Source organism: Streptomyces sp. CG4, from assembly GCF_041080655.1.
In the GTDB taxonomy this organism is placed as follows: domain Bacteria; phylum Actinomycetota; class Actinomycetes; order Streptomycetales; family Streptomycetaceae; genus Streptomyces.
On record NZ_CP163525.1, the window covers coordinates 3,041,474 to 3,068,330 of the forward strand.

Consider the following 26,857-nt stretch of genomic DNA (forward strand, 5'->3'; position numbering starts at 1 on the left):
GAGTGTGTGTGGTTTGGGCTCAATCCTATGGGGCGGGGAGCCGTGGCCGTGAAACGGTTTACCGAGCCCCCCGCCGCCCCCGTTCGTCAGCCGGTTCACCGGGCCCTCGCTCGTCAGCCCCGGCGGCCCTCCCAGACCTCGCTCCTGAGGAAGTGGTTGTCGTACCGCTCCTGCACCTCGAGGATGCTCTCCGGGGTGGCCTCGCCGAGGCGGATGCGCTGGAGGTGGCGGAAGTACTCGAAGCGCTCGATGCCCGGGGTGAACACGATGAGGATGTCCGCGGTGGCCTCCGGGACGGCGGCGAAGGCGTGCGGCTTCTCCGGCGGGACGACGAGATCGCCGCGCTCGGCGGTGACGATGTCGTCGCCGGAGAGGATCTCGGCGCACCCGTCGAGCAGGTAGAACATCTCCGCCCCGGTGTGGTGGAGGTGGGGCCGAGCGCCATCGGCGCCCTCCGCCAGGGTGACGCGCACGGCGGACAGCGCCCCTCCGGTCGCGCTGTGGTCGGCCAGCAGCTGGACGCCGACCGGGGTACCCCCGACCACCTCGGCATCGGCGCCGCGCACGATCACGGAATCACCGGACTCCGGCACGAACAGTGACATGACCTTCCCCCTCGCTGATGTCGTGTGGTGTCGTCGGTCGTCAGACCGCGAAGAGCAGTCCCACGCCGATCAGGACAACGACTGCCGTGGCGAAGTGGATCCCGAAGGCCACGGCCTTCGTGCCGCCGTGACGCAGCACCGTCCACGTGTCTCCCAGCGGTACGAGTGCCACGGCGAGCATGAACCACGCCTCGGCACGGGCTCCGGCGAAGGCCAGCAGGACGAGGCCCAGCACACCGAACCAGGGAGCGCGAACGAGCGGAACGTGAGCGGCTGATCGTGACGGCCGCCCGGGAGCTGGCCGAGGCCGAGGGCTGGGACGCGGTGACCACCCGCCGGCTGGCCGCCGAGATCGAGTACAGCCAGCCGGTCCTCTACAGCCACTTCAAGGGCAAGGACGCGATCATGGCGGCGGTCTCGGTGCAGGGCTGCGCCGACCTGGCGACGGAGCTGCGCCAGGCGCGGACCGCCGTACACGGCACGCGGGAGGAGCTGACGGCGGTCGCGGAGACCTACACGTCCTTCGCACGGCGCCGGCCCGCCCTCTACGACGCGATGTTCACCCACCTGGTGGACCTGCCGTTCGCCACGGAGGAGTCCCCGGCGCCGTTGCGGGAGGCGTTCGGTGAGCTGCTCGCGGCCGTCGAGCCGATCACGGCCGAGGGCGAGGACCCCGGCCTGCTGACGGAGACGTTCTGGGCGGGTCTGCACGGCTTGGCCACGCTGATGAGAAGCGGCCGCTTGCCGGAAAGGGCCCACGAGGAGCGCGTGGCGCTGCTGATCGCCCACTTCGCGGGAGCCTGACGGCACACGCCTCACACCGCACACGCCTTGTGGGGGCGCGGGACCGCACGGGCGGGCGGGTGGGAGAACTACTCGGCGGCAGGCAGCGCGGCGCGCGGCCTCTGCCACCCGCGAGACCCGCGCGCCCGCAACCACGCCGTGGTCTCCTCGGGAGGCATCGCCGCAGCGACCAGCCACCCCTGTACGGCGTCACACCCCAGATCCCGCAGCCGCTCCCACGTCTCGTCGTCCTCCACGCCCTCGGCGACGACCAGCAACCCCAGCGAATGCGCCAGATCGACCGTGCAGCGCACGATCTCGGCGTCCTCGTTGTCCACGGCCAGCCGCGCGACGAACGATCGGTCGATCTTCAGCTCGCTCACCGGCAGCCGCCGCAGATGCACCAGGGACGAGTACCCGGTGCCGAAGTCGTCCAGCGACATCTTCACGCCGTGTCCGGTCAGGCCCGCGAGGGTGTCCGCGGCGCGCTGCGGGTCCTCCAGCAGCACATGCTCGGTGATCTCCAGCTGCAGGGCGCCCGCGGGGACCCCGTGCCGGGCCAGCCGGGCCGCGACCGACCCGGCGAAACCGGGCGTATGCACATCGCGCGGCGAGACGTTCACCGCCACCGGCACCCGCAGCCCCTGGGCGCGCCACTTGGCGACCTGGCCGAGCGCGGTCTCCAGCACGTACTCCGTCAGATGGGGCATCAGCCCGGAGGACTCGGCGATGGCGATGAACTCGTCCGGCGGAACCTTCCCGCGCTCGGGATGGACCCAGCGCACCAGCGCCTCCAGGCCCGCGACCTGTCCGTCGAAGCGGACCTTGGGCTGGTAGTGCAGCTGCACCTCGTGAGCGTCCAGCGCCCGGCGCAGATCGCCCAGCAGGCCGAGCCGGTCCGGGGTGTTGGAGTCCCGCTTGGACTCGTACACCTCCACGCCCGTACGGTCCCTTTTCGCCTGGTACATCGCCACATCCGCCCGCCGCAGCATGCCTTCGGCGTCCAGGGCGTGGTCGGGGAAGACGGCGACGCCGGCGCTGGCCTCCAGGACGAGGGTGAGGCCGTCGAGGTCGAGAGGCGAGCTGAGCGCGGCGACAAGGCCGCGGGCGACCCGGGTGGCCGACGTGGTGGAGTCGGCGACGGGCAGTAACACGGCGAACTCGTCGCCGCCGAGCCGCGCGGCCTCCGCTCCGCGCGGCAGGGCGAGCCGCAGCCGGTCGGCTATCTGGAGCAGCAGCCGGTCGCCGGCGAGATGACCGAGGGTGTCGTTCACCGAGCGGAACCGGTCGAGGTCGATCAGCATGAGCGCGGAGCGGGCGCCGATGCGTTCGGCGTCGTCGAGGGCCGTCCAGATCCGCTCCAGCAGCCATTGCCGGTTGGGCAGGCCGGTCAGCGGGTCGCGCAGTTGCTCCTCGGCACGCGCGCGGGCCATCCACAGTGTGGAGTCGAGGGCGATGAGCGGGATGGCGAACAGCGGGAGCAGGATGGGCTGTGCGTCGGCGACGACGCACAGCAGCGGTGCGATGCCGAGCAGCGCGACGGCGAGCAAGCCCTGTCTGACCAGGGCCGTACGGGCCACGGTGGGCACCTTGCCGCTGCGCGGGGCGTACAGATACCACTGCAGGCCGCGGCTGACCGCGAGATAGGCGACGGCGGCGAGGACGACCTCGGGTGCGGTGGCGATGCTCCAGCTGTCCGGCCGCCAGGGCGTCTCCACACTCGGGACCCGGCCGAACGCGCCGAGCAGCAGCGCTCCGGCGCCGATGCCGAGGATGTCCACCGCGCCGTTCAGCACGCCTTGCCGCCAGCGGTGGCGCCGGGCGATGCCGACCAGGACGACGACGGTGAGGCTGACCATGCCGGCGGGCACCCAGCCGTACAGGAGGAGCACGGCGAGGGTGAGGGCGGCGCCGGAGCCGGTGCCGCCCCACCAGCGGGCCCGGCCCAGCATCACGAGGTGGCCGACGATGACGCCGGTGAGCAGGGCCAGCGACCAGCCGACGGTGCCGCTCGGGAAGAGGGCGTGGTGGCCGCTGAAGCCGCGGTAGAAGCCGGCGCCGAGGACGAACGCGGCGGCGGCCACGACGGCCGCGGGCAGCGCGGGCCAGGACAGATGCCGTTCGGAGTCGGCGCCGTTCAGGCCCTGGGCGGGCTCGATGGCCAGGGGTATCGGCGCGTGGGCGTCGGAGGTGGCGCCCGGTCCGGACGCGCAGGGCTGCGCCCCCGTACGGCCGTGGCTCCGCGCCGTCCACCGGGTCCCCCGCCAGGTGCCCGCGCGCCGGCGCAGGCGTAGCCGTGAGTCCGGGGCGACGCTCTCGGTCGGTTCCATTCCGTCCCTCTCACAGCCGGCGGTGCCCACGCCACGCGGCCCGATGTCCGACACCCATCAGCAGCTCCGCGTTGAAGAACCCTTCCCCGCGCCCTGGGAGCGCACGGGGATGCCCCAACCGCAGCTGGGCACGGCAGGTGCACACCTCAACAGTAGGCCGCGGAAGGCTTCCACGGGCACCGGTCGTCGACGGTTGCCCGAATGCGCCCGGGCCACCCGTATGCAACTGATATGCGCCGAACGGGTGGCCTTCAACCGCTACTCCTCGGTCGGAAGCGCGACTTCGGCCGCCGCTTCGGGGCCCTGCTCCAAGAGGACGGTGAAACCGTCCTCGTTCAGAACCGGAACCTTCGCCTGCACGGCCTTGTCGTACTTCGATCCGGGATTGTCGCCCACAACGACGAACGAGGTCTTCTTCGATACCGATCCGGTCACCTTCGCGCCCCGGCTCTGCAGGGCCTCCTTGGCGCCGTCCCGGGTGAAGTGCTCCAGCGTTCCGGTGACCACGACCGTGAGACCCTCCAGCGGGCGGGGGCCCTCGTCCTCGCCGGTCGACTCGTCCTCCAGCGGGACTCCGGCCGCCTTCCACTTGCGGACGATCTCGCGGTGCCAGTCCTCGGCGAACCACTCCTTGAGCGCGGCGGCGATGATCGGGCCGACGCCGTCGGTGGCCGCCAGCTCCTCCTCGGTGGCCTGTTCGATGCGGTCGACGGAGCGGAACTCGCGGGCGAGGGCCTGCGCGGCCACCGGGCCGACGTGCCGGATGGACAGGCCGTTCAGGAACCGGGCCAGCGGGCGCTGCTTGGCCGCCTCGACGTTCTCCAGCAGGGCGAGGGTGTTCTTCTTCGGCTCGCCCTTCTGGTTGGCGAAGACCGTGACGACCTTCTCCTCGCCCGTCTTCGGGTCCCGCTTGGGCAGACCGCTGTCCGGGTCGAGGACGTAGGCCTTGATGGGCAGCAGCTTCTCCACCGTCAGGTCGAAGAGGTCGCCCTCGTCCACCAGCGGCGGGTCGGCCGGCTCCAGCGGGCGGGTGAGCGCGGCGGCGGCCACCGCGCCGAAGCCCTCGATGTCCAGGCACTCGCGGCCCGCGAGATAGGACACGCGCTCGCGCAACTGGGCCGGGCAGGTACGGGCGTTGGGGCAACGGAGGTCGATGTCGCCCTCCTTCATGGGCCGCAGCGGGGTGCCGCACTCGGGGCACTCGCCCGGCATCACGAACTCCCGCTCGGTGCCGTCGCGCAGGTCGACCACCGGGCCGAGGATCTCCGGGATGACGTCACCGGCCTTGCGGATGACGACCGTGTCCCCGATGAGGACCCCCTTGGCCTTGACGACCTCCTGGTTGTGCAGGGTGGCGAACTCCACCTCGCTGCCCGCGACCGTGACCGGCTCGACCTGGGCGTACGGGGTGACGCGGCCCGTGCGGCCGACGCCCACCTTGATGTCGACGAGCTTGGTGTTGACCTCTTCCGGCGCGTACTTGTACGCGATCGCCCAGCGGGGCGCACGCGCGGTGGAGCCGAGGCGGCCCTGGAGCCGGATCTCGTCCAGCTTGATGACGGCGCCGTCGATCTCGTGCTCCACGGAGTGGCGCATCTCGCCGTCGTAGTGGGCGATGAACTGCCGTACGCCGTCGAGGTCGTCGACCACGCGGTTGTGCGCGGAGGTGGGCAGGCCCCAGGTCTTCAGCAGGTCGTAGGCCTGGGACAGCCGGGTCATGCCCGTGAAGCCCTCCAGGGCGCCGATGCCGTGGACGACCATGTGCAGCGGGCGGGTGGCGGTGACCCGCGGGTCCTTCTGGCGCAGCGAACCGGCGGCGGCGTTACGGGGGTTGGCGAACGGCTTGTCACCGGCGGCGACCAGGCGTTCGTTCAGTTCGAGGAACTTCTCCATCGGGAAGTAGACCTCGCCGCGGATCTCGACCAGGTCGGGGACCTTGTCGCCGCGCAGCCGGTCCGGGATCTCGCTGATCGTACGGACGTTGGGCGTGATGTCCTCGCCGGTACGGCCGTCACCACGCGTGGCCGCGCGCGTCAGGCGGCCGTGCTCGTACGTGAGGTTGACCGCGAGGCCGTCGACCTTCAGCTCGCACAGGAAGTGGTACTCCTGGTCGCCGAGTTCGCGCGCGATGCGCTCGGCCCAGGCGGCCAGCTCCTCGTCGTTGAAGGTGTTGTCGAGCGACAGCATGCGCTGGCGGTGCTCGACCGCGGTGAACTCCGTCTCGTACGACCCCGCGACCTTCTGGGTGGGCGAGTCCGGGGTGCGCAGCTCCGGATACTGCTCCTCCAGGGCCTCCAGAGTCTTCAGGAGCTTGTCGAACTCGGCGTCGCTGACGACGGGAGCGTCCTTCACGTAGTACCGGAAGCGGTGCTCCTCGATCTGCTCAGCGAGCTGCGCGTGCTTCTCCCGTGCCTCGGCGGGCACTGCCGTCTCCGCCTGCTGCTTGTCGCCGGCCACCGTGTTGTCCTCCCGTTACTCTGGGTTGTCCGCGAGGGATCTCGCCGCCCGGACGCAGTGGGCGAGGGCCTGGCGTGCGTACGCGGGGGAAGCGCCCGCGAGGCCGCACGCCGGGGTGACCGTGACCGCCTCCGTGAGCAACCCCGGATGCAGCCCCAGCCTGCGCCACAGCGTTCTGACACCCATGACGCTACCGGCAGGGTCTGACAATGGGCCGTCCGTGCCCGGCACGACACCGGCGAACAGCCGCGTGCCGCCCTCGACGGCCTCGCCGATCGCGTCGTCGTCACGCTCGGTGAGAAGCGAGAAGTCGAAGGAGACGGCTGCCGCGCCGGCCCGCCGCAGCAGCGCGAACGGCACGTCGGGGGCGCAGGAGTGCACGATCACGGGTCCGTCGCCATGGACTGCGATGACCTCCCGCAGGGTGGCCTCCACGACCTGCCGGTCCACGGCGCGGTGCGTGCGGTAGCCGCTGGCGGTACGGACCTGTCCGCGCAGTACGGCGGTGAGGGAGGGCTCGTCGAGCTGGAGGACGAGCCGGGCGCCGGGGATACGACGGTGGACCTCGGCGAGGTGGAGTCGCAGCCCCTCTTCGAGCGAGGCGGCGAGGTCACGGCAGGCGCCGGGGTCGGAGAGGGCGGCCTCGCCGTTCTTCAGCTCCAGGGCGGCGGCCAGGGTCCACGGCCCGACCGCCTGCACCTTGAGATCGCCCTCGTACCCCTGGGTGAACTCCTCCAGGGCGTCCAGGTCCTCCCCCAGCCAGGACCGGGCCCGCTTGGTGTCCCGGCCAGGCCGGTCCCCGATGCGCCAGCCGCTGGGCTCCACGCGCGCGTACAGCTCGACGAGCATGCCCGCCGTACGGCCGATCATGTCGGCGCCGGGGCCACGGGCGGGCAGCTCGGACAGGACCGGGAAGTCCTCGAAGCTGCCGGTCACCGTCTTGGCGGCCTCGCGCGCGTCGCCGCCCGGCATGGACCCGACCCCGGTGGCCCCGGGGAACCTGAACTGGCTGTTCTCACTCACCCCGGCAGGGTATGCCGAACACCCGCCCCCCGGCTCCGCCGATGCGGCGGTCAGCGCCCCGGTCGTACCGTGAGGTCGTTGATCTCCGCGTCCCTCGGCAGGTCCAGGGCCAGCAGGATCGTCGTGGCGACCGACTCGGGGTCGATCCACTTCGCGGCGTCGTAGTCCTTGCCCTCCTGCTGATGGACCTTGGCCTGCATGGGGCTGGCCGTGCGGCCGGGGTAGACCGAGGTGACGCGGACGCCGTTGCCGTGCTCCTCGTGGCGGAGCGCGTCGGCGAGGGCCTTGAGGCCGTGCTTGGAGGCCGCGTACGCGGACCAGCCGGCGTGGGCGTTGAGGCCGGCGCCGGAGTTGACGAAGATCACATGGCCGCGGGCGGCGCGCAGTTGGGGCAGGAAGTGCCGGGTCAGTTCGGCGGGGGCGATCAGGTTGACGTTGAGCTGGTGGCGCCAGGACTTGGGGGTCAGGTCGCCGACCTCGCCCAGGTCGACGACACCGGCGATGTGCAGCAGGGAGTCCACCCGGTCCGGGAGGCTCTGGTGGGAGAACGCCCAGGACAGCTTGTCCGGGTCGGCCAGGTCGCCCACCAGGGTCCGGGCGCCGGGGAACTCGGCCGCCAGTTCCTTCGCGCGGCCCGCGTCGCGCGCGTGCAGGACGAGTTCGTCCCCGCGCGCGTGCAGACGGCGGGCGACGGCCGCGCCGATGCCGGACCCGGCCCCGGTGATCACATGAGTAGCCATGACCGCCATGCTCGCATCAGCGGCCCGCGACGGACTCCTCGAGGTACGCCAGCGCGGCCACCGGCTCCTCGGCGAAGAACACCAGCTCGGACAGCGGGCGGGGCAGGAAGCCCTCGTCCTCCATGCGGCGGAACTGCTCCTTGAGACCGTCGTAGAACCCGGCCGTGTTCAGCAGCACCACCGGCATCTCCGTGTGGCCGTGCTTCTTCAGCTCCAGGATCTCGGTGGCCTCGTCCAGCGTGCCGGTGCCGCCCACCATGATCACCACGGCGTCGGCCTTCTCCAGCAGCAGCTTCTTGCGTTCGGCGAGGTCGGCGGCGATGACCATCTCATCGGTGCCGGGCCGCGTCTTGTCGGCGAGGAACTCCACGGACACGCCCAGCAGCCGGCCGCCCGTCTCCTGCACCCCGTCGGCGACGACCTTCATCAGACCGACGTCGGAACCGCCCCACACCAGGGTGTGACCGCCTTTGCCGATCAGTTCCGCGAACTCGCGCGCGGGGCGCGTGTACCGCTCGTCGAGGTCGGCCGCGGACAGGAAGACGCAGATGTTCATGGCCCCTACCGTACGGCCGGGCCCTGCCGAACGGATCCTGCGGTACCCGGAAAGAAGCGCCGTATCGGGGAAGAAGCGCGGGCCCGCCCGTGCTGTCCAGATATGAGCCAAGGACACACGATCACCATCGAGAAGAGCGAGCAGCACGTGCGCGTGGTGCACGACGGCCAGGTGCTCGCGGAGACCGACCGGCCGCTGGTGCTGCGCGAGACGGGCAGCCCGGTGCGGTACTACCTCCCCGCCGAGGACGTACGGCTCGACCTGCTGACCCCCTCCGAGACGCACACCGTGTGCCCCTTCAAGGGCACCGCGTCCTACTGGTCGCTGCCGAACGCCGCGGACCTGGTGTGGGCGTACCCGAACCCGAAGGCGGAGGTGGCGGAGATCAAGGATCACTACTGCTTCTACGACGTCGACGTGTCGTGAGCGATGAGTTCACGCCGGTACGGCAGTCTGCACCGGCATGGACAAGAAGACGACTTCGCGCGACGGAACCGCCCTCGCGTACCAAGTGACCGGCCAGGGGCCGACGGTGATCCTGGTGAGCGGCGCGATGTCCACCGGGGGCACCATGGCGCCCCTGGCCCAGCGGATCGCGGACCGCTGCACGGCCGTCGTCCACGACCGCCGGGGCCGCGGCGCGAGCGGTGACACGGCGCCGTACGCGGTCGAGCGCGAGATCGAGGACCTGGCCGCGCTGCTCGACGCCGTGGGCGGTGACGCGGTGCTGTTCGGCGTCTCCTCGGGCGGTGCGCTGGTGCTGGAGGCGGCGGCGAGCGGGCTGCCGGTGCGCCGGGTGGCCGTCTACGAGGTGCCGTACGCCGACTTCCTCCAGGGCGGCGCCGAGCGCGAGGCCGCATACAAGGAGGCCCTGACGGAGGCGCTCGCGGACGGCCGCCGGGGGGACGCGGTGGAGCTGTTCCTGCGGCTGACCGGGCTCGGCGAAGAGATGATCCAGGGCGCCCGGCAGTCGCCGATGTGGGCCGGGATGGAGGCCGTCGCGCCGAGCCTGGCGTACGACGACGCCGTCATGGGCGACGGCCTGCTGCCCCGCGAGCGGCTCGCCGCGATCTCCGTACCGGTGCTGTCGGTCGCGGGCGGGGCGAGCCCGGAGTGGATGCGCGAGGCGTCCCGCGCGGTCGCGGAGACCGTGCCCCAGGGCGCCTGCCGGGTCCTGGCGGGGCAGACCCACATGGTGGAGCCGGAGGTCCTGGGGCCGGTGCTGGCGGAGTTCGTCGCGGGGTGAGCGGCGGCGCGGCGGCTACACCGCCGCGGCCGGCGCGCGCGTGGTCGTCGCGATCGTCGCCGAGCCCACCACGCGCGTGCCGTCGTAGAGGACGATCGCCTGGCCGGGGGCCACGCCACGGACCGGCTCGGTGAAGCGCACGCGCAGCCCGCCGTCGACCGGCTCCGCGACGACCTCGGTCTCGCCGCCGTGGGCGCGCAGCTGAGCGGTGTACGTGCCGGGGCCCGTGGGGGCGGTGCCGCACCAGCGGGGCTTGATCGCCGTCAGCCCGGTGACGTCCAGGGCGGCGGCCGGGCCGACGGTCACCGTGTTCGCCACCGGCGAGATGTCGAGGACGTAGCGCGGCTTGCCGTCGGGGGCCGGGGTGCCGATGCGCAGGCCCTTGCGCTGGCCGATGGTGAAGCCGTAGGCGCCCTCGTGCGTGCCCACCTTCGTGCCGGACTCGTCGACGATGTCGCCCTCCGCCTTGCCGAGGCGATTCGCGAGGAAGCCCTGGGTGTCGCCGTCGACGATGAAGCAGATGTCGTGCGAGTCGGGCTTCTTGGCGACGGCGAGGCCCCGGAGCTCGGCCTCGGCGCGGATCTCCTCCTTGGTGGTGACCGTGTCGCCGAGCGGGAACATCGCGTGGGCGAGCTGCTTCTCGTCCAGCACACCGAGGACGTACGACTGGTCCTTCGCCATGTCGGAGGCGCGGTGCAGCTCGCGGGAGCCGTCCTCGCGCACGATCACCTGGGCGTAGTGGCCCGTGCACACCGCGTCGAAGCCGAGGGCCAGCGCCTTGTCGAGCAGCGCGGCGAACTTGATCTTCTCGTTGCAGCGCAGGCACGGGTTGGGGGTGCGGCCGGCCTCGTACTCGGCGATGAAGTCCTCGACCACGTCCTCGCGGAAGCGGTCGGCGAGGTCCCAGACGTAGAACGGGATGCCGATGACGTCGGCCGCGCGGCGGGCGTCACGGGAGTCCTCGATGGTGCAACAGCCCCGCGCGCCGGTCCGGAAGGACTGCGGGTTCGCGGAGAGCGCGAGGTGGACGCCGGTGACGTCGTGGCCGGCTTCCGCGGCGCGCGCGGCGGCGACGGCGGAGTCGACTCCGCCGGACATGGCGGCGAGGACGCGGAGGGGGCGCTGCGGGGTCTCAGTCATAGCCCTTCCAGGGTACGGGGCCCCGGGAGGCGGCTCCGAAAAAATCAAGGCCCGACCTCTTTCCGTCTGGTTCGTCCCGATTTACTCTGAAACTAGACCTGCGAGACGAGTGAGGGAGTTCAAGCGGAGTAGCCGACGTCAGCGAGAGATACATGTTCTCTTCAACGAGAGGTACACCGTCTCCGCTGGTGCCGACGTCGACGCTCGGGCTGAGAGGCCGGAAGGTCGCAAGGACTGGACCGGAAGGCGACCCCCAACTACCTGATCCGGACAATACCGGCGAAGGGAACCCGCCTCGTAGGTCGCCTCATGTCACGACGGCCGCTCTTCATCTCAGCTGCCTCAGCTGTCTCGGCCGTCTCGACTGTCTCAGCTGAGGCCCGCGACGCGTGCCCTTTCCACCGCCGGGCCTATGGCTTTCGCGACCGCTTCCACGTCCGCCTCGGTGGAGGTGTGGCCGAGCGAGAAGCGCAGGGTGCCCCGGGCCAGGTCCGGGTCGGTGCCGGTGGCGAGCAGCACATGGCTGGGCTGGGCGACGCCCGCGGTACAGGCGGAACCGGTCGAGCACTCGATGCCCTGGGCGTCCAGCAGGAGCAGCAGCGAGTCGCCCTCGCAGCCGGGGAAGGTGAAGTGCGCGTTGGCCGGAAGGCGGCCCTCGGGTGCCGGGTCGCCGCCGAGGATGGCATCCGGGACGGCCGTACGGACGGCGGCGATCAACTGGTCGCGCAGGGCGCCGATCTCGCGGGCGAACCACGCGCGCCGCTCGATGGCGAGCCGGCCGGCGACGCCGAAGGACGCGATGGCGGGGACGTCGAGGGTGCCGGAACGGACATGCCGCTCCTGGCCGCCGCCGTGCAGCACGGGTACGGGGGTGTGGTCGCGGCCGAGCAGCAGCGCGCCGATGCCGTACGGGCCGCCGATCTTGTGGCCGGAGACGGTCATCGCGGCGAGGCCGGAGGCGGCGAAGTCGAGCGGGACCTGACCGAGGGCCTGGACCGCGTCGGCGTGCATCGGGATGCCGAACTCGGCCGCCACGTCGGCGAGTTCACGGACCGGCAGGATCGTGCCGATCTCGTTGTTGGCCCACATCACGGTGACCAGGGCGACGTCGTCGGGGTTGCGGGCGATGGCCGCGCGCAGGGCGTCGGGGTGGACCCGGCCGTAGGAGTCGACCGGGAGGTACTCGACCGTGGCGCCCTCGTGTTCGCCGAGCCAGTGGACCGCGTCCAGGACGGCGTGGTGCTCGACGGGGCTGGCGAGGACGCGGATGCGGGCCGGATCGGCCGCGCGGCGGGACCAGTACAGGCCCTTGACGGCGAGGTTGTCGGCCTCGGTGCCGCCCGAGGTGAAGACGACCTCGCTGGGGCGGGCGCCGAGCGCTTCCGCGAGCGTTTCGCGGGACTCCTCGACCGTACGGCGGGCCTGGCGGCCGGATGCGTGAAGGGAGGAGGCGTTGCCCGTGATGCTCAACTGGGCGGTCAGTGCCTCTGCCGCCTCCGGGAGCATGGGGGTTGTCGCGGCGTGGTCGAGGTAAGCCATGGTGTGCCGATTCTACGGCGCCGGGTCCCTGCGGTTGGCTTCGGCCGTGCAGGTTGGCTGGGCTTGCCGTGCACCTTGCGTTGGCTGCGCCTGGGCTTGGTGGCGAGATGCCCGGCACTGTCGGCCGTACCCACCCGTTCCGCCCTGCGGAACGACTGCCCACGGCGGTGGCGGTTGGGTTGGTGGCGGTTCGGCTGCACCCCGGTGGGGACGGGGCGGTGATCCCTGTGGTTCCGGCCGGGTGCCCCGTCGTCCTCGGGGGCCGGTCGGTCCGGTGGAGCTCGGGCGGGTCACAGGCTCCAGGACAGCGTGTGGGAGACCTGCATGGCGATGACCAGGACGGCCAGGTCGGCCACGCCCAGGGTGAGGCCCAGCCAGGCTCGGCCGCGGCGGGTGGTGCCGCGCCACAGGGACACCGCGGCCAGGACGATGGAGATCGGGCCGAGGAAGATGTTGAGGACGAGCAGACCGAGCAGGCCGAGGATGAAGGACGCGACGGCCATGCCGTCGGCGTCCCGCGGGGCCGGACGAGTCTCGTTGCCGGTCGTGACCGGTGCGGTGAGTTGCATGATGTTCAGCTCCTGGAAGTCGTGGCGGGCGGTCAGTTGGCCTGCGTACGGCGTCGGCGGCCGTGGCGCTCGCGGAGCGCGAAGACGCCGAGCCAGACGGCGATGACCGCGGCGACGGCGGCGGTGACGGTCAGCGGTGCGTGGGCCACGGTGCCCAGGACGACGCCGAGCAGCATGAGTGCGGCGACGAGGAACAGCATGGGATCGGATCCCCCTCCGGGATGCCAGGTGAATCAGGCGGGTGTGAAGTTTCGGTGAACAGTTGTAGTAACAGTTGTTCACTGACTTCTACTCTAGCGCGCCGCACGGCTTTTCAATTCCAGAGAACAGTTGTTAACTGGATGACATGAGTCACACCCTCGGCATCCGGCAGGCGCAGAAGCAGAAGACCCGGCAGGCGTTCCTCGACGCCGCGCTCGCGCTGCTGGAGGAGCAGAGCCTGAGCAGCCTGGGTCTGCGCGAGGTCACCCGGGCCGTCGGCGTCGCCCCCACCGCCTTCTACCGGCACTTCCGCTCGACCGCCGACCTCGGTGTCGCGCTGGTCGACGAGGCGCTGGGCAGCCTGCACCCGATGGTGCGGACGACGGTGTCCACGGCGGGCGGCAGCGAACAACGCATCACGCGCGCCATCGAGTTGATCGCCCGGCACGTGGACACGCACCCGGCGCACGTCCGGTTCATCGCCCGGGAGCGGCACGGCGGGGTGCAGCCGGTGCGGGAGGCCATCCGGGACCAGCTGCTGCGGTTCGCCGAGGAGGTGAAGGCCGAGCTGGCCAAGGATCCCGAGGCCACCGGCTGGAACGACGACGACCTGATGATGCTCGCGCACCTCTACGTCGACCAGATGCTCATCACCGCCTCCCTGTTCCTGGAGGCCCTGGAGGCCCCGGCGGAGGAGCGGGAGCGGGTCACCCAGATGGCCACCCGGCAGCTGCGGCTCATCACCATCGGCCGCGGCCACTGGCTGGACTGAGCCGCCCCTGTGGCCGTACGGCCGTACAGCCCGGCCTTCGGTCAGCCTTGCCGGGCCTGCCCGCCGGCCCCGCCCCCGCCCGGACCGCCGCAGCCGCCGCCCTGGCCGCCCCCGGGCCCGCCCTGGCCGCCCTGAGCACCGGGCGCGCCGCTCGCCATGCCCGAGGGCATACCGCCGGGCGTGCCGGTGGGCATGCCGGAGGGCCGCTGACAGCTCTGCCGCTGTCCGGAGCCGCCACTGCCGGAAGAGCCGCCGGAGGACGACGAGTCGCCCTGAGAGCCGCACTCAACCAACGGTGCCTTGGCGGTACTTGGGCCCGCCCTGTCCGCCGGCTGTCGATTCAGGGTCCTGAAGCCTCCTGGTACAAGGCCGTGACAGAAGCGGCCGCGGCCAGCAGTTCCGTGCGGGCCTCGGGCGGGTCCAGCACCTCCACCCGGTCGGAGAACGCGAGGAGTTGACGGACCGCGGCCAGCACCGGGTAGGCCAGCCGGACGGTGATCCACTCGCTCTCACCGTCGTCGTCCGGCGGAGCGGCCAGATGCGCGGCGGCCACCCGCCGGAACATGTCCAGCCGCTCCCGCCGTACCCGCACGGTCACCTCGATCCCGCCCTCCCGCTCCTCCACCTGGCGGCGCAGCACCTCCCAGGCGTCGGCGAGTTCGACGCCCGGACGCCGTCGTACGGGCTCCTCCAGCGGCCGGGCCGAGCGGATCCGGTCGGCCCGGAACAGCTGCGGCGCGCCGCGCCGGTCGGCGACCAGGTACCAGACCCCGGCCTTGGCGACCAGGCCGTAGGGATCCACGGTGTACGTCCGCGGCTCGCGCTCCCCGCTGTGCCGGTAGCGCAGCTTCAGGCGCCGGTCGGAGAAGACGGCGTCCTGGAGCACGTCCAGGTCGACGGCCTGCCGGGGGCCGCTCTTCCAGCGGGTGGCGTCCACCAGGATGCGGCGGCTGGTCACCTCGGCCGCGGGCCGGTGCGGCGCCGGCAGAGCGGCCATCACCTTGCGCAGGGCCGAGCCGAGGGCCGCGTCGAGGCCGAGGGCCGCATGGGCGCCCTGTGCGGCCAGGATGAACAGGGCGCGGGACTCGTCGGCGGTCAGTCCGGTGACGTCGGTGCGGAAACCGGCGAGGAGTTCGATGCCGCCGTGCCGGCCGCGCTCGGCGTACACCGGGACGCCGGCGGCCGACAGTGCCTCGATGTCCCGGTAGATGGTGCGGACCGACACGTCCAGCCGGTCGGCGAGTTCGGGTGCGGGCACGCGGCCCCGGGTCTGCAGGAGCAGCAGGATCGACAGCAGCCGGTCGGATTTCACGGGCCCAGAATCCGCCGTCGGCAAGCTCTTCGCAAATGTTGACGGAGGTTGTCAGGTTATTCCGCGAGGCTCGCCCCATCGACCCACGGAGAGGCACACCATGACCAGCACCGAGTTCATCGACCCGCGCCCCGTCTACACCCGCGCCACCGAGCAGGCGGCGGCCCTGATCAGGACCGTCCGCCCCGAACACCTCACCGCCCCGACCCCCTGTTCCGAGTACGACGTAAGGGCCCTGCTGAGCCACGTCGTCGGCGGTACCCGGCGGATCGCGGTGGTCGGCGAGGGTGGGGACGGGCTCGCGGTCCGCCCCGTCGCCGACGAGGTCACCGACGAAGGCTGGGCGGAGGCCTACGACGAGGTACGCGCCCGGGTCGTGAAGGCCTGGGAGAGCGACGAGCGCATGACGGCCCCGGTGCGGGTGCCCTGGGGCGAGGTACCCGGGCACGCGGCCCTGGCCGGCTACGTCATGGAGATCGTCACCCACACCTGGGACCTCGCCCAGGCCATCGGTCACACCGGCGAACTCGACGCGGAACTGGCCGAGTTCGCGCTGGCCAACGCCCGCAGGGTGCTGCCCGACTCCCGTCCGCGCGACGAGGAGACGCCCTTCGACAGCCGCCGGGAGATCCCCGAAGGGGCCGGCGTCTACGAGCAGCTGGCCGCGTGGCTGGGGCGTGCGCCGCTCAGCCGAGCCTGACCCGGGCCAGCTGCCGGGACTGGGCGACCAGGCGGTCTTCGCTGTCCCAGACCTCGGCGTCCTCCTCCAGGAAGCCGCCGGCCAGGTTGCGGGTGGTGATGGACACGCGCAGCGGGCCGGGGGCCGGGCGGTGGCGGACGTGGACGGTGAGTTCCACCGTGGGGACCCAGCCCTGGATGCCGATCTCGAAGGCGGTGGGCGGCAGGGCGTCCACCGCCAGCAGCAGCGAGAGGGGGTCCGCGTCGCGGCCGTCGGCCAGCCCGAACCAGGCGCGCATCTCGCCCTTGCCGGAGGGCGCGCCGAGCGCCCAGCCGAGGGTGGCCGGGTCCAGCTTGATCATGAGCCGGTCGGCGATGGCGGAGCCGCCGTCGACCGGGGCTGGCCCGTCGTCGGGGCCGAAGCACTGCTCCAGCGGCGGGAACGCGGGCGGCGTCGCCGTCGTACGGACGTCGGCGGGGAGGGCGGCGAGGTCGCCGTAGGAGGCGAGGACGCGGATGCGTTCGACCTCGTTGCCCTGCTCGTCGTACTGGAAGAGCGAGGCCTGGCCGGTGGAGAGGGTGCGGCCGGTGCGGACCGTTTCGGTGCGCACGACCGCCGGGCCGGGCCGGGAGGCGGTCAGGTAGTGCGCGGAGATGGTGAACGGGTCCGGGTGCGGGAGGGTGTCCGCGAGGGCACGGCCGAGGACGGCCAGCAGAAAGCCGCCGTTGACGGCACCGAAGATGGTCCAGTCGGCGGACAGGTCGATGTCGTAGACACCGGGCTCGCGCCGGACGACCGCGCTGTCGCGGTCGAACTCGCTGTCGCCGATCACGGCCCGCGCGGCAGGGACGGAAGCTGCTTCTGGCATGGATGAACGGTACAACAGGAAACTACTAAGCGGTAGCTTTGTAGATGTCCGGCAGGTTACGAGCTACCATCGGATCCCTCGGACGAGTGAGGTTCCGGCAATTTCTAGGTAAGTGTCCGGAGACGTCCACAACCTCGAAGCCCTGATTCCCCTCTATGGGGACATGAGCCTCACCGGGACTCCGTTCCTCTACACGACCATCGTGCTGGCCGTGGTCGCACTGATACTGCCGCTCGCCCTGTGGTCGCGGGTGCGCGGGCCCAAGGCCCTGCGTGCCGCAACCCGAGTGCTGATGCTGCTGTTCGCCCAGGGCACAGCCGTCACGCTGATCTTCGTCCTGGTCAACAACCAGAACAACCTGTACGACAACTGGGCCGACCTGCTCGGCACCGGCAACCACGTCAACCAGGCCCAGGACCTGGGCAAGGACGGTACCGGTGGCATAGCGGTGAAACGGTTGCCCAAGGTCAAGCAGAACTTCACACAGGCCGACGGGCCCGGCATGCACGCGGCCGGCGGAGTGAAGGTCACCCAGCTCAAGGGCCGGGTCTCCGGAGTGAACGCCGAGGTCTATGTGTGGCTGCCGCCCCAGTACAACGACCCGGCCTACAAGGACAAGAAGTTCCCGGTGGTGGAGCTGTTGCCGGGCTATCCCGGTTCGGCCAAGGCCTGGTTCGGTTCCATGAAGGCGCACGAGCAGCTGCTGCCGCTGATGAAGAGCGGCCAGGTGGCGCCGTTCATCCTGGTCGCCCCGCGCACCAACCTGCTGGCCGGCGTCGACACCGGCTGCGCGAACATCCCCGGGCAGGTCAACGCCGACACCTGGCTCAGCATCGACGTGCCGAAGATGGTCATGGACAACTTCCGCGCCGAGCCGGCGCCGAAGGGCTGGGCCACGGCCGGGTACTCGGCGGGCGCCCACTGCGCGGTCAAGCTGGCCGTGGCGCACCCGGACCGGTACCGGGCCGCGGTGAGCCTGTCCGGCTACAACGACCCGATCGGCGAGCGCAACTCCCTCGCCGCGCAGAATCCCACCGTGCGCAACGACAACAACCCCTACATGATCCTGAAGAAGCAGCCCGTGCCGCCGCCGGTCGCGCTCTACATCTCCGGTGAGTCCGGCGACGGCTACCAGGCGGGCGTGGCGCTGGAGTCGATCGCCAAGGCGCCGACGACCGTGCACGTGGTGTTCCTGCCGCACAGCGCGGGCGGCCACAACATGGCGCTGTGGCGGCCGCAGGTCGACACGGTGTTCCGCTGGCTGACGCTGCAGATGGGCCAGAACCACGCCAAGGGGCAGGACGGCGCTCTTACCGGAACCCATGGTTCCCTTACCGGGAACGCCGCCGGAACGACCGGGTCTACTCCTCGGAAACCGTCGAGCGGCGGTTCCATGCACGCGGAGCTCGCCAGTGGAACCGCATCGCGAGCAGGCGCAGCACGAAAGCCGTGACGGCGGCGAGCCCGCTGGTGAACGGGGTGAGGACGTCGTAGCGCAGGCACAGCACCACCATGGTGGCGCCGACGATCGCTGGGACCGCGTACAGATCGCGGTCCCAGCGCAGCAGTGAGGGCACCTCGTTGGCGAGCACGTCCCGGAGCACACCGCCGCCGACGGCGGTGGCGAGGCCGAGCGTCGCCGACGCGGTCAGGTTGAGGCCGTAGCTGTACGCCTTCGTCGTGCCGCTGACACAGAACAGGCCGAGGCCGGCCGCGTCGAAGACCAGCACCGCCGACTGGATGCGTTCCACGTGCGGATGCAGGAAGAAGACGACGAGCGCGGCGATCAGCGGGGTCACGAAGTACCCGAGGTCGGTGAAGGCGGCCGGGGGCACGGCTCCGATGACCAGGTCGCGGAACAGCCCTCCGCCCAGCGCGGTCACCTCGGCGAGTACGGCGATGCCGAACACGTCGAAGTTCTTCCGGACGGCCAGCAGCGCGCCGGAGATCGCGAACACGAAGATGCCGATGACATCGAGCGCGTGCTGGACGGAGGGACTGAAGATCTGCTGGAGCTGCACCCCGACATTCTCACTCGCCGGGGTGCATGAACCTTACAAAGCCAGGCTCACAGAGCGGGTTGCCCCGGCGTGAACAGCCAGGTCCGGAAGAGGTCGTCCAGCTGCTGCCCACTGACGCGCTCGGCGAGGCGGATGAAGTCGGCGGTGTCCGCGTTGCCGTACCGGTGGAGCTTCGTCCAGGCGGGCAGCAGCTTGAAGAAGGCCTGGTCGCCGATCCGTTCCCGGAGCATCTGCAGCGTCATCGCGCCGCGCTGGTAGACGGCGGAGGCGAACATCGTGTCGCGCTGCGGGTCGGCCACCTCGGTCTTCCAGAAGGACGAGTCCGCGGGGACGGACTTGTAGGCGGCCAGGAAGGAGTCGTGGGCCGAGCGGGTGCCCTGGTGCTCCGCCCACAGCCACTGGGCGTAGGTGGCGAATCCCTCGTTGAGCCAGATGTCCTTCCACCGGTCGACGCTCACCGAGTCGCCGAACCACTGGTGGGCCAGCTCGTGCACGATCGTCGTCTCGTTGCGCACCGCCGAGTAGGCGGGCTTGCTCTGCACCTCCAGCGAGAACCCGGCCTCGGGCATGTCGTCCACGATGGCGCCGGTCTCCTCGAACGGGTACGGCCCGAAGATCTTCGACCAGTAGTCGGTCGCGGCGGCGGTGACGGCGTACACGTCGACCTTGTTGCTGTTCTTCAGGACGGGGTCGATCGCCACGTAGATCGGGATGCCGCCGGGGGTCCGCCCGGTGCGTACGTCGAACCTGCCGATGGTGGCGGTGGCGAGGTAGGTCGCCATGGGCTTCGACTCGCGCCAGTGGGTGTACGTCGAGCCGCCCTTGTCGTACGTCGACACGAGGCGGCCGTTGGAGACGCCGGTCAGGCCCTGGGGCGCCTTGATCCGGATGTCGTAGGTGGCCTTGTCGGAGGGGTGGTCGCTGGACGGGAACCAGGTGGAGGCGGCGTTGGGCTCACAGGCGACGAAGACGCCGTCGGCGGTCTTCATCCAGCCGTACTTGGAGCCGAACACGATGGGCCCGCCGAGGGGCTGCGGTGTCCCGCCGTAGGTCACGGTCACCCGGAAGGTGCGGCCCCGGGCGAGACTGTGCCGCGGGGTGATGACGAGTTCGTCCCCGGTGCGCGTGAACTCGGCGCGTCTGCCGTCGACTTCGACGCGGCTGACATCCAACTGCTGCAGATCCAGGTCGAAGGAGGACAGGTTCTGCGTGGCACGGGCGGTGAGGGTGGTACGGCCGTCCAGGCGGCCGGTGCCGGGCGCGTAGGCGACGTCGAGGTCGTAGTGCAGCGCGTCGAAGCCGCCGTTGCCGAGCTGCGGGAAGTAGGCATCGCCGATGCCGGGGGCGCCCGGAGTGGGGGCGGGAGCGGCGGCGATGAGGAGGACGGAGGCCGCGGCGGTGACCAGCGCTCCTGAGCGTGCCGAACGGGAGAGTGCCATGGTCGTCCCTTTCGAGCGTGTACCGATCAGTGGTCGGACACGGACGACTCTGCACTCTCCCGTTCAGGCATGTACATGACTTTGCCGGACCGTCATGTGCTACTTGTCGGTTGACTCCTGGGAGCCGCCCTCCTCGGTGCGCTCTTCGGAGGCGCTCGCATCGGAGGTGCCCTCCCCCGCGCTCTCCGCGCTCTCCTCCGCGCTCTCCTCCGCCAGCTCCGCCGCCACCGCCGCCGACGTCTCCGCCGACTCCGCGAGGACCTCGTCGGCGACCAGCTCGGCCGCCTCCTTCGCGGCGGTCAGCAGGACCGTGTCCTGCGGGGCCTGGTCCTCGAAGTTCTCCGGGTGGTGGCAGGCCACCTGCTGACCGGGCTTCAGCTCCAGCAGCGGCGGCTCGACGCTCGCGCAGATCTCCGTCGCCTTCCAGCACCGGGTGTGGAAGCGGCAGCCCGAGGGCGGCGAGATCGGCGAGGGCACATCGCCCTTGAGCAGGATGCGCTCGCTCTTCGCGTTCTTCCGCTTCGGGTCCGGGATCGGCACCGCCGACATCAGCGCCTTGGTGTACGGGTGCATCGGCGCCTTGTACAGCGACTCCCGGTCGGCCAGTTCGACGATCTTGCCGAGGTACATCACCGCGATGCGGTCCGAGACGTGCCGGACCACCGAGAGGTCGTGCGCGATGATCACATACGTCAGGCCCAGTTCCTCCTGGAGGTCGTCCATGAGGTTCACGACCTGCGCCTGGATCGACACGTCCAGCGCGGAGACCGGCTCGTCCGCGACGACCAGCTTCGGCTTCAGGGCGAGCGCGCGGGCGATGCCGATGCGCTGGCGCTGACCGCCGGAGAACTCGTGCGGATAGCGGTTGTAGTGCTCGGGGTTGAGGCCGACCACCGACAGCAGCCGCTGGACCTCCTTCTTGATGCCGCCCTCGGGCTCGACGCCCTGCAGCCGGAAGGGGGCCCCGACGATGGTGCCGATGGTGTGCCGCGGGTTCAGCGACGAGTACGGGTCCTGGAAGATCATCTGCACGTCGCGGCGCATGGGCCGCATGCCGCCCACGCCGAGGTGCGTGATGTCCTTGCCCTCGAACTCGATCTTCCCCGCGGTCGGTTCGAGCAGCCGGGTGATCAGCCGGCCCATCGTCGACTTGCCGCAGCCCGACTCGCCCACGACGCCGAGGGTTTCGCCGGAGCGGACCTCGAAGTCGAGTCCGTCGACCGCGCGCACGGCACCGGCCTGCCGCTGGAACAGGCCCTTCTTGATGGGGAAGTGCTTCTGCAGCCCGGTCACCTTCAGCAGGGTCTCGCCGGGCGCGGCGTCCTTGCTGAGGGTGGCCGTACCAGAGGCCTTCACTTCTTTGTCCTCTGTGTTCTCACTCACAGCTTCGGCGCAATCTCTTCGGTCCAGATCCGTTCCCGCTGCTCCTGCGACATGTGGCAGGCGGCCCAGTGCTTGTCTCCGACCTCGGACAGCTCGGGGCGGACCGTGCGGGTCAGGTTGTCCTTCGGGAGGTCGGCGTACGGGCAGCGCGGGTTGAAGGCGCAGCCGGACGGGACGTTGATCAGCGAGGGCGGGGAGCCCTTGACCGGGATCAGGCGCTCCTGCTGGTCGCGGTCCAGCCGCGGCATCGAGCCGAGCAGACCCCAGGTGTAGGGGTGGCGGGGCTCGTAGAACACCTTCTCGGCCGGGCCGCGCTCGACGCAGCGGCCGCCGTACATCACCAGGATGTCGTCGGCCAGTTCGGCGACGACGCCCAGGTCGTGGGTGATGATGATGACCGCGGAGCCGAACTCCTTCTGCAGATCGCGGATCAGGTCCAGGATCTGCGCCTGGACCGTCACGTCGAGCGCGGTGGTCGGCTCGTCCGCGATGAGCAGTTCGGGGTTGTTCACGAGCGACATGGCGATCATGGCGCGCTGGCGCATACCGCCGGAGAACTCGTGCGGGTAGCTGTCCACCCGCTTGTCCGGCTGCGGGATGCCCACGCGGTCGAGCATCTCGATCGCGCGCCTGCGGGCGGTCTTCTTGTCGACGTCGTGGTGGATCCGGTAGGCCTCCACGATCTGCGCGCCGATCGTGTAGTACGGGTGCAGCGCGGACAGCGGATCCTGGAAGATCATCGCCATCTCGCGGCCCCGCAGCTTGCGCACGTGGTCGGGGTCGGCGGACAGCAGCTCGGTGCCGTTCAGCCAGATCTCGCCGGAGATCTGCGCCTTGCGCTTGCCGTACTGGCCTGCGGTGTGCAGGCCCATGATGCCGAGCGAGGTCACGGACTTGCCGGAGCCCGACTCGCCCACGATGCCGAGGGTCTTGCCCTTCTCCAGCTGGAAGCTGAGCCCGTCAACGGACTTCACCAGACCGTCGTCGGTCGGGAAGTGCACCTTCAGGTCGCGCACTTCCAGGAAGGAGGCCGGCGCGGGCGAGGCGTCCGTGGGCTCGCCCACGGCCGCTCCGGTCTTGCTGAGTTCGGTCATGCGAGCCTCACTCGGGGGTCGATCACGGCGTACAGGATGTCCACCGCGAGGTTGGCGAGGAGCACCGCGAGGGAGGTGATCAGGGTGACACCCAGGATGATGGGGAGGTCCTGGTTCTTGATGGCGGTCAGCACGGCCTGGCCGAGGCCGGGGATGCTGAACGTGGTCTCGGTGAGGATCGCGCCGCCGATCAGGGCGCCGAGGTCCATGCCGAGCATGGTCAGGATCGGGGTCATCGTCGAGCGCATGGCGTGCTTGCCGATGACGACCTGCTCCTTGAGACCCTTGGCGCGGGCGGTGCGGATGTAGTCCTCGCCGAGGATCTCCAGCATCGTGGCGCGGGTGATACGGGCGTACATCGCCGCGTACAGGAAGGCGAGGGTGATCCAGGGCAGGATCATGCCGCCGAGCCAGCCGGAGAAGCTGTTGCTGATCGAGACGTACTGGCCGTTGATCCAGTTCAGTCCGTAACTGAAGATCGCCAGCGAGAGCAGACCCGTGAAGTAGATCGGCAGGGAGACACCGCTGAGGGCGACGACCATCGCGCCGCGGTCCCACAGGCTGCCCCGCTTGAGGGCGGAGAGCACACCCGCGGCGACACCGAAGACCAGCCACAGCACGGCGGCGCCGAGCGCGAGACCCAGGGTCACCGGGAAGCGGTCGGTCAGCACCGGCCAGACGGCCTGCTCACTGCGGAAGGAGTAGCCGAAGCACGGCGCGGCACAGTGGGTGACATCGCCGCCGGCCGCGTAGGTGCGACCCACGAAGATGCCCTTGAAGAAGTGCCAGACCTGCGAGTAGATCGGGTCGCTCAGACCGAGCTTCTCGCGCACCGCCGCGACGGCGTGCGGGTCTGCCTGCTTGCCCACGAAGCTCGTGGCGATGTCCACGCCCGCCCACTTGGGGACGAGGAAGAAGATGCTGAAGACCACCAGGATGATGACCACCAGCATCACTACGGCGGCGAACAGCCGCCTGATGAGGTAAGCGAGCACAGCTTACGGCCCGCCGCGGACCGCGGGCCCCGGAGATCTTCCGGTGGGCCCGCGGCTCGCCGCGCCGGCCTTCACCTGCCTTTCGTGCCGTTCGGCGGGTGTGCCGGGACTACTTCGTGGACTTCAGGCCGAGGTTGACGAAGTCGTAGAAACCGCTGTACGCGTTCGTCGTGTACACGTTGGCCAGACGCGAGGAGCGGATGTTGAGCAACCGCTCGAAGGTGAAGGGCAGGTAGTACGCGCCGTCCATCACCTTGTGGTTGATCTCCGTGGAGATCTGGGTCTTCTTCGCCTCGTCCAGCGTGGTGGTGTACTGGTCGAAGAGCCCGTCGATCGTCTTGTCCTTGATCAGGGCGTAGTTGTTGTTACCGCTCTGCAGGATGTACTTGCTGTCCCACAGCGGGATGCCGTAGCCCTGGACGGTCGGGAAGTCCGGACCCCAGCCCATGATGATGATGCCGAGCTTCTTCTTCTCGACGTTCGAGGGGGAGCCGATGATGCCCGGGCTCTGCGAGCCGTCGTACTGGTAGATGTCGGCGTTGATGCCGATCTTCTTCAGCGCGGCCTGCAGGGACTCGGCGGTGGCGACTTCCTGCGCCTTGTTGTTGCGGACGGCGATGGTCGTCGTGAAGCCGTTCGGCTGACCGCAGGCCTTGAGCTCCTGCTTGGCCAGGTTGACGTTGCCGTTCTTGTTCGCCCCGGAGATCTGGTACGGGTCGTACTTCTGGCCCTCGCCACCGGCGACCGACGGCGGGAGCATGTTGGTGCCGATGTCACCACCGGCGACCGGGCCACCGCGCGCGGTCTGCAGCGACACGTGGTCGGCGGCGTAGATCACGGCCTTGCGGCAGTGGAGGTTGTCGAACGGCTTGACGCTCTGCGGGAAGACCGCGTAGCGGATGAAGCCGGAGACCGGGTTGTCCAGGTTGTCCTTGTGCTGCTTCAGGGCGATCTGGCGGCCCTGCGAGCCCAGACCGGTCTGCGAGGCGTCGATGTCGTAGTCGCCGTTGATCAGACGCTGGTCGGCGTCGGCCTGGTTGGTGGAGATGTCCAGGGTGACCTGGTCCGGGTACGCCTTGCGGACCGGGTCCGAGGACGCCTTCCAGTTGGGGTTGCGGACGAGGACCAGGTTCTTGCCGGGGGCGTACGACTGGAACTTGTACGGGCCCGAGGAGAACGGGTGCAGGCCGTACTTGGACTTGGTGTCCTTGTCCTGGCGCACGGGCGAGGCCGCGGTCATCGCCAGCACCTGGAGGAAGTCCGAGTTGGGCGTCGGCAGATGGAAGACGATCGTCTTCGCGTCCGGCGTGTCGATCGCCTTCAGGCCCAGGTGGTCCTTCGAGGTGTCCTTGTACGGACCCTTGTAGGTGTTGCTCGGGTCCAGCATCTGCTGGAGGTAGACCGGACCGCCGGACAGGACGTCCTGCGCCCAGGAGCGCTCGATGCCGTACTTGACGTCCTGGGAGGTGATCGGCTTGCCGTCCTCCCAGGTGATGCCGTCGCGCAGGGTGAACGTGTAGGTCTTGCCGTCGCCCGAGACCTTGCCGCTGTCGGTGGCGAGGTCCGGGGTGAGCTTCGCGCCCTCGGCACCCGGCTCCGTCTTGTAGGTGAGCAGCTGACGGCTGTAGTAGCGGGAGAAGTCCCACATGAAGCCGTAGTAGCCGCGCGTGGTGTCCCACGAGTCGGCGTCCTGCGTGCTCACGAACTTCAGGGTGCCGCCCTTCTTGGCCTGGTCGGCCTGGGCCACCTTGTTGTTCGCCGCGTCGAAGCCGGCTGCTCCGTCCTTCGAGCCGCCATTGCCTCCGCCGCACGCCGCCGTGGTCAGCAGCCCGGCGACCACTGCGGCAGCGGCAAGGGCCTGCTTGCGCCGCCCTGAGGTGCGTTGGGTAGTCACGATCTCGGATCCTCCGAATTTGATGAGAGACCCCGTGGAAGAACTCACGGGACGCTTGGGGTACGGCACTTCAGCGGGAGCCCTTCGGGTCGAGCGCGTCCCGCACGCCGTCGCCGAAGAGGTTGAAGGCAAGAACCGTGATGAAGATCGCCACGCCAGGGATCACCATGTACATGGGATCCGAGTCGTAGTAGTCGATCGCACTCGAGAGCATCTGCCCCCAGGAGGACGTGGGCGGCTTGACGCCCACACCCAGGAAGCTGAGCGCCGCTTCGGTGAGGATGTTCGTGGGGATCATCATCGTCGTGTACACGATGATGGGCGCGACGAGGTTGGGCAGCAGTTCCTTGAAGAGGATGTAGAGCTGTCCGGCGCCGAGCGAGCGGGCCGCCTCGACGTACTCGCGCTCACGCAGCGACAGCGTCTGGCCGCGCACGACACGGCCGATGTACGGCCAGCCGAAGAAGCCGATGACCAGGATCATCACGAACACCCGCACGCCCGTGCCGGTGAGTCCCAGCATCTGGTTGGGCATGACGGAGACCAGCGCGATGATGAACAGCAGCTGCGGGAAGGCGAGCAGGCCGTCCATGACGCGGCTGATGAGCGAGTCCACCCAGCCGCCGAAGAAGCCCGCCAGGATGCCGAGGACGGTGCCGAGGACGACGGCGACCACGGCGGACAGGAAGCCGACGAGCAGCGAGATCCGGGCGCCGTACAGGATGCGGGCGAAGATGTCGCGGCCGTTGACCGGCTCCACACCGAGCAGGTGGTCGCCGCTCATGCCGCCCATGGAGCCCTTGGGGGTGCTGAACAGCGGGTCGATCAGGTCCTGGTGGTAGACATCCGGGTCCTGGCCGACGAGGTTCGTGATCACCGGCGCGAGCAGCGCGATCACGATGAGGAGAAGCACGACTACACCGCCCGTCAGGGCGAGTTTGTCCCGCTTGAGCCGCTCCCAGGCGATCCGGCCCAGGGACCGGCCCTGGACGGCCTTCGCGCCGGAGGCCGCGACCGCGGCTTCTTCCGCCGCGCCCGGGGCGGCTTCCGCGGCCGGCTCGTGCAATGGTGCCGTCATCAGGCTGGGACCCCTCTCAACCGGCGGTAGCCGGCCCGCACTTGCCGCTGGTAGCGGCATCAAACAGTCCGTCGTACACAGGGGCGAACCCCTTGAAGGGGGAGTCTTCAACGCTGGCGCGATCAGCCGCCAG

General features: G+C 70.3%; 25 protein-coding genes and 1 pseudogene. 6 read left to right on the top strand and 20 right to left on the bottom strand.

Annotation, left to right across the window (positions count from 1 at the left end):
• Positions 1–113: 113 nt before the first annotated feature.
• The gene (locus tag AB5L52_RS13675; RefSeq protein WP_369364204.1) at positions 114–605 is read right to left on the bottom strand and encodes a cupin domain-containing protein; all 492 of its coding nucleotides are present in this window, start codon (positions 603–605) and stop codon (positions 114–116) included.
• 40 nt (positions 606–645) lie between these two features.
• A pseudogene (locus AB5L52_RS13680) lies at positions 646–879 on the bottom strand (DUF4267 domain-containing protein); the annotation flags it as partial.
• A 5-nt stretch (positions 880–884) separates the two neighbouring features.
• Here AB5L52_RS13680 and AB5L52_RS13685 point away from each other — a divergent pair.
• The gene (locus AB5L52_RS13685) at positions 885–1,409 is read left to right on the top strand and encodes a TetR/AcrR family transcriptional regulator (RefSeq protein WP_369364206.1); all 525 of its coding nucleotides are present in this window, start codon (positions 885–887) and stop codon (positions 1,407–1,409) included.
• Positions 1,410–1,477: 68 nt separating this feature from the next.
• On the opposite strand, the gene AB5L52_RS13690 is transcribed toward AB5L52_RS13685, so the two are convergent.
• From AB5L52_RS13690 to AB5L52_RS13710, 5 genes are all read right to left on the bottom strand, one after another.
• A complete protein-coding gene (locus AB5L52_RS13690; RefSeq protein ID WP_351029919.1) occupies positions 1,478–3,718 on the bottom strand; it encodes a bifunctional diguanylate cyclase/phosphodiesterase in 2,241 nt (746 codons plus the stop codon).
• Positions 3,719–3,976: 258 nt separating this feature from the next.
• Positions 3,977–6,175 carry an NAD-dependent DNA ligase LigA gene (gene ligA / locus AB5L52_RS13695; protein ID WP_369364209.1) on the bottom strand — a complete coding sequence of 733 codons (2,199 nt, stop codon included), beginning with the start codon at positions 6,173–6,175 and terminating at the stop codon, positions 3,977–3,979.
• A gap of 15 nt (positions 6,176–6,190) precedes the next feature.
• On the bottom strand, positions 6,191–7,198 hold the full coding sequence (locus AB5L52_RS13700; protein ID WP_351029922.1) for a methionine synthase: 1,008 nt from the start codon (positions 7,196–7,198) through the stop codon (positions 6,191–6,193).
• Positions 7,199–7,248: 50 nt separating this feature from the next.
• A complete protein-coding gene (locus tag AB5L52_RS13705; RefSeq protein ID WP_351029924.1) occupies positions 7,249–7,947 on the bottom strand; it encodes an SDR family oxidoreductase in 699 nt (232 codons plus the stop codon).
• 7 nt (positions 7,948–7,954) lie between these two features.
• Positions 7,955–8,494 (bottom strand): TIGR00730 family Rossman fold protein, encoded by a 540-nt coding sequence (locus AB5L52_RS13710; RefSeq protein WP_369364211.1) that lies wholly within the window; start codon positions 8,492–8,494, stop codon positions 7,955–7,957.
• A gap of 102 nt (positions 8,495–8,596) precedes the next feature.
• Here AB5L52_RS13710 and AB5L52_RS13715 point away from each other — a divergent pair, with 102 nt between their 5' ends.
• A complete protein-coding gene (locus AB5L52_RS13715; RefSeq protein WP_351029927.1) occupies positions 8,597–8,920 on the top strand; it encodes a DUF427 domain-containing protein in 324 nt (107 codons plus the stop codon).
• Between the two features lie 37 nt (positions 8,921–8,957).
• Positions 8,958–9,740: an alpha/beta fold hydrolase gene (locus AB5L52_RS13720; protein WP_369364214.1), complete on the top strand. Its 783-nt coding sequence runs from the start codon at positions 8,958–8,960 to the stop codon at positions 9,738–9,740.
• Positions 9,741–9,755: 15 nt separating this feature from the next.
• Here the strand turns inward: AB5L52_RS13720 and mnmA are convergent, their stop codons facing one another.
• The 4 genes from mnmA to AB5L52_RS13740 form a co-directional block, all read right to left on the bottom strand.
• Complete coding sequence (gene mnmA, locus AB5L52_RS13725) at positions 9,756–10,880, bottom strand: tRNA 2-thiouridine(34) synthase MnmA (RefSeq protein WP_369364216.1); 1,125 nt, start codon at positions 10,878–10,880, stop codon at positions 9,756–9,758.
• A gap of 369 nt (positions 10,881–11,249) precedes the next feature.
• Entirely contained in the window at positions 11,250–12,419 is a 1,170-nt protein-coding gene (locus AB5L52_RS13730; RefSeq protein WP_369364218.1) for a cysteine desulfurase family protein, read from the bottom strand.
• Positions 12,420–12,709: 290 nt separating this feature from the next.
• The gene (locus AB5L52_RS13735; protein ID WP_351029932.1) at positions 12,710–12,988 is read right to left on the bottom strand and encodes a DUF4190 domain-containing protein; all 279 of its coding nucleotides are present in this window, start codon (positions 12,986–12,988) and stop codon (positions 12,710–12,712) included.
• Between the two features lie 32 nt (positions 12,989–13,020).
• Positions 13,021–13,188, bottom strand: a complete 168-nt coding sequence (locus AB5L52_RS13740; protein ID WP_351029933.1) for a hypothetical protein — start codon at positions 13,186–13,188, stop codon at positions 13,021–13,023.
• 146 nt (positions 13,189–13,334) lie between these two features.
• On the opposite strand from AB5L52_RS13740, the gene AB5L52_RS13745 reads away from it, so the two are divergent.
• Positions 13,335–13,961, top strand: a complete 627-nt coding sequence (locus tag AB5L52_RS13745) for a TetR family transcriptional regulator (protein WP_369364221.1) — start codon at positions 13,335–13,337, stop codon at positions 13,959–13,961.
• A 340-nt stretch (positions 13,962–14,301) separates the two neighbouring features.
• Here AB5L52_RS13745 and AB5L52_RS13750 read toward each other — a convergent pair whose 3' ends face one another.
• Entirely contained in the window at positions 14,302–15,273 is a 972-nt protein-coding gene (locus AB5L52_RS13750; RefSeq protein ID WP_369364223.1) for a helix-turn-helix transcriptional regulator, read from the bottom strand.
• A gap of 100 nt (positions 15,274–15,373) precedes the next feature.
• Between AB5L52_RS13750 and AB5L52_RS13755 the strand changes: the two genes are divergently transcribed.
• On the top strand, positions 15,374–15,973 hold the full coding sequence (locus tag AB5L52_RS13755; protein WP_351029936.1) for a TIGR03086 family metal-binding protein: 600 nt from the start codon (positions 15,374–15,376) through the stop codon (positions 15,971–15,973).
• On the opposite strand, the gene AB5L52_RS13760 is transcribed toward AB5L52_RS13755, so the two are convergent.
• Entirely contained in the window at positions 15,960–16,820 is an 861-nt protein-coding gene (locus AB5L52_RS13760; protein WP_369364224.1) for a thioesterase family protein, read from the bottom strand. The genes AB5L52_RS13755 and AB5L52_RS13760 overlap by 14 nt on opposite strands.
• Positions 16,821–16,983: 163 nt before the next feature.
• Here AB5L52_RS13760 and AB5L52_RS13765 point away from each other — a divergent pair, with 163 nt between their 5' ends.
• Positions 16,984–18,273, top strand: coding sequence for an alpha/beta hydrolase-fold protein (locus AB5L52_RS13765; RefSeq protein WP_351029939.1), 1,290 nt, complete (start codon positions 16,984–16,986; stop codon positions 18,271–18,273).
• On the opposite strand, the gene AB5L52_RS13770 is transcribed toward AB5L52_RS13765, so the two are convergent.
• The 7 genes from AB5L52_RS13770 to AB5L52_RS13800 all read right to left on the bottom strand — a co-directional run bounded on the left by AB5L52_RS13770 (position 18,182) and on the right by AB5L52_RS13800 (position 26,724).
• Positions 18,182–18,841: a trimeric intracellular cation channel family protein gene (locus tag AB5L52_RS13770; RefSeq protein ID WP_351029941.1), complete on the bottom strand. Its 660-nt coding sequence runs from the start codon at positions 18,839–18,841 to the stop codon at positions 18,182–18,184. The genes AB5L52_RS13765 and AB5L52_RS13770 overlap by 92 nt on opposite strands.
• A gap of 47 nt (positions 18,842–18,888) precedes the next feature.
• Positions 18,889–20,280 carry a M1 family metallopeptidase gene (locus tag AB5L52_RS13775; protein WP_351029943.1) on the bottom strand — a complete coding sequence of 464 codons (1,392 nt, stop codon included), beginning with the start codon at positions 20,278–20,280 and terminating at the stop codon, positions 18,889–18,891.
• Between the two features lie 99 nt (positions 20,281–20,379).
• Complete coding sequence (locus AB5L52_RS13780) at positions 20,380–21,663, bottom strand: ABC transporter ATP-binding protein (RefSeq protein ID WP_369364226.1); 1,284 nt, start codon at positions 21,661–21,663, stop codon at positions 20,380–20,382.
• Positions 21,660–22,757: an ABC transporter ATP-binding protein gene (locus AB5L52_RS13785; RefSeq protein WP_351029947.1), complete on the bottom strand. Its 1,098-nt coding sequence runs from the start codon at positions 22,755–22,757 to the stop codon at positions 21,660–21,662. The genes AB5L52_RS13780 and AB5L52_RS13785 overlap by 4 nt, the downstream gene beginning before the upstream one ends.
• Positions 22,754–23,752, bottom strand: a complete 999-nt coding sequence (locus tag AB5L52_RS13790) for an ABC transporter permease (protein WP_351029949.1) — start codon at positions 23,750–23,752, stop codon at positions 22,754–22,756. Before AB5L52_RS13790 ends, AB5L52_RS13785 begins: the two co-directional genes overlap by 4 nt.
• A gap of 109 nt (positions 23,753–23,861) precedes the next feature.
• Positions 23,862–25,646 carry an ABC transporter substrate-binding protein gene (locus tag AB5L52_RS13795; protein ID WP_351029951.1) on the bottom strand — a complete coding sequence of 595 codons (1,785 nt, stop codon included), beginning with the start codon at positions 25,644–25,646 and terminating at the stop codon, positions 23,862–23,864.
• Positions 25,647–25,716: 70 nt separating this feature from the next.
• Positions 25,717–26,724: an ABC transporter permease gene (locus tag AB5L52_RS13800; RefSeq protein ID WP_351029952.1), complete on the bottom strand. Its 1,008-nt coding sequence runs from the start codon at positions 26,722–26,724 to the stop codon at positions 25,717–25,719.
• Positions 26,725–26,857 lie beyond the last annotated feature (133 nt).